The sequence below is a fragment of the Trabulsiella guamensis ATCC 49490 genome (assembly GCF_000734965.1).
Classification (GTDB): domain Bacteria; phylum Pseudomonadota; class Gammaproteobacteria; order Enterobacterales; family Enterobacteriaceae; genus Trabulsiella; species Trabulsiella guamensis.
The window spans coordinates 1-1657 of the sequence record NZ_JMTB01000129.1; the positions used below are offsets into that span (position 1 = coordinate 1).

The window sequence follows — 1657 nt, forward strand, 5'->3', positions numbered from 1 at the left end:
AGAGGAATAACACCATGATCACCGAACGTATTGCGGAACATATCAGCATGGCCGAAGCGGCGCAGGACTGGCTGCGTGCGCGTGGCAGTCGCGTGACTGACGTTCGTGTGTTCATGCGTCGTCCGTTGCTCGAAATCGCCTGTCCGCCGTCAGAACTGGTGCGCAGTGCAAACCGCATCACCGAAACACATAACGGCGGTACGCGTTCTGTCTGGTTTGCAACCCTCGGAGGTTGCGGGGTCATCTGGAGGTAAATATGAAACTGTTACGTGAAATTAAAGCACTGCATCGCATGCGCATGAATAACGGCAGCGCAGGTGATGTCTGCCAGTTTATTACCATCGGCACTGGTGAAATGTATCTTGACGTGTATGAGCTGATTGTCTGCTGTGCCGGAAAACATGCGCTCAAACGCAAATACACCTGGGAGTACAACCCGAACACGGTGGATGTATGGGAAGACCTGAAATACCGGGTTTCTCTTTCAGATCGTGAGTCATTCCGTTTTGCCTACGGGTTCCTTCGTGGCCTGGTCTCCCGGCTGCTGCGGGATGGTAAGCGATACGGCGTTGAAGAAGCCTGTCGCCGGTGGGTGAACATGGATGTCAGGTTCTTACTCATCGTGTCTGAGCGCACCGGCTGGCAGAATTTTTGCCGTCGTCAACTGGTCTGGAGATAACAATGGCTAAGCAGACAATCACTATCATCCTTGAGGATGATACCGAAATGAAGGACGGCGAGATTGTTAAAACGCCGGAGAACTCCGGAAAACTCGGGATCAGTTTTCACGTGAGCAGCAAAGACGATGACGGTTCATTTTCCTTTCTGGTTGCGGAAGGTCTGACCGCTATCTTCCCGACCGCTGTCCAGCACGTTATTGAGTTTGCGAAAGTAAAGGCTGAACGGGATAACCGTAAAATCGTTAAACACTGAGGTCATCACTATGAAACATACGGGGAAAATTACCGCTTACGCATGGGCTTCCGGACTGATTGAGTTCGGCAAGGTTGTACCCGACGGTGCATTGCCGGTTATCACTGGCGATGAATCACGTGTCAGAGAGCTGATTGGTGTGCGGGCCCGTCATTCCCGCGTCAGCGATCAACTGCTGGTTCCCGGCGTACCTGAAGCGAAAAACCAGCATGAAGGGATGGATGCGCTGATTAAATTCACGGATCACATTACCCGCGAATATGTTGAACACTAAAACTGAGGCTTATATGAAAGTACCTAAAAAACCACGAACCAAAGCTGCTGCGGCAGTGGCCGTTCCCCAGTCCCGCGAAGACGTTATTAACGATATCCGCAAGATTGGTGATATATCCCGCGTTATTCTGCGCCGCGAAACGGAGCTGAATGACCAGATTGCCACACTGACGAACGATGTCGCCCCCGGTATTGAGGCGCTGAAAAAAGAGCTTGAGCGCCTGCAAACCGGCGTTCAGACGTGGTGTGAAGCCAATCGCGCTGAACTGACCCGCGACGGCAAAACCAAGACGGCCAACCTCACGACGGGTGAAGTTCGCTGGCGTGCCCGCCCACCCAGCGTCACTATTCGCAAGGTTGAAGATGTTATTGCGATGCTGAAAAAATTAAGTCTGGGTAAATTTCTTCGTAATAAAGAAGAGATTAATAAAGAGGCTATTCTTGCGTCACC

The 1657-nt window shown here is 51.7% G+C and carries 5 protein-coding genes; all 5 read left to right on the plus strand.

Annotation, left to right across the window (positions count from 1 at the left end; all coding sequences use genetic code 11):
* The coding region (locus tag GTGU_RS22890) for a hypothetical protein (protein WP_425427535.1) at nucleotides 1–254 on the plus strand (254 nt) is incomplete at its 5' end.
* A 2-nt stretch (nucleotides 255–256) separates the two neighbouring features.
* Nucleotides 257–679, plus strand: coding sequence for a hypothetical protein (locus tag GTGU_RS22895; protein ID WP_038163169.1), 423 nt, complete (start codon nucleotides 257–259; stop codon nucleotides 677–679).
* Between the two features lie 2 nt (nucleotides 680–681).
* The gene (locus GTGU_RS22900) at nucleotides 682–933 is read left to right on the plus strand and encodes a hypothetical protein (protein ID WP_038163172.1); all 252 of its coding nucleotides are present in this window, start codon (nucleotides 682–684) and stop codon (nucleotides 931–933) included.
* Nucleotides 934–943: 10 nt separating this feature from the next.
* The gene (locus GTGU_RS22905) at nucleotides 944–1207 is read left to right on the plus strand and encodes a hypothetical protein (protein WP_038163176.1); all 264 of its coding nucleotides are present in this window, start codon (nucleotides 944–946) and stop codon (nucleotides 1205–1207) included.
* A 13-nt stretch (nucleotides 1208–1220) separates the two neighbouring features.
* Nucleotides 1221–1657: host-nuclease inhibitor Gam family protein (locus GTGU_RS22910; protein WP_038163180.1), on the plus strand; the 437-nt coding region annotated here is incomplete at its 3' end.

Coding starts and splice junctions, on each gene's coding strand:
- GTGU_RS22895 (WP_038163169.1), top strand. CDS start 257: ATGAAACTGTTACGTGAAATTAAAGCACTGCATCGCATGCGCATGAAT.
- GTGU_RS22900 (WP_038163172.1), top strand. CDS start 682: ATGGCTAAGCAGACAATCACTATCATCCTTGAGGATGATACCGAAATG.
- GTGU_RS22905 (WP_038163176.1), top strand. CDS start 944: ATGAAACATACGGGGAAAATTACCGCTTACGCATGGGCTTCCGGACTG.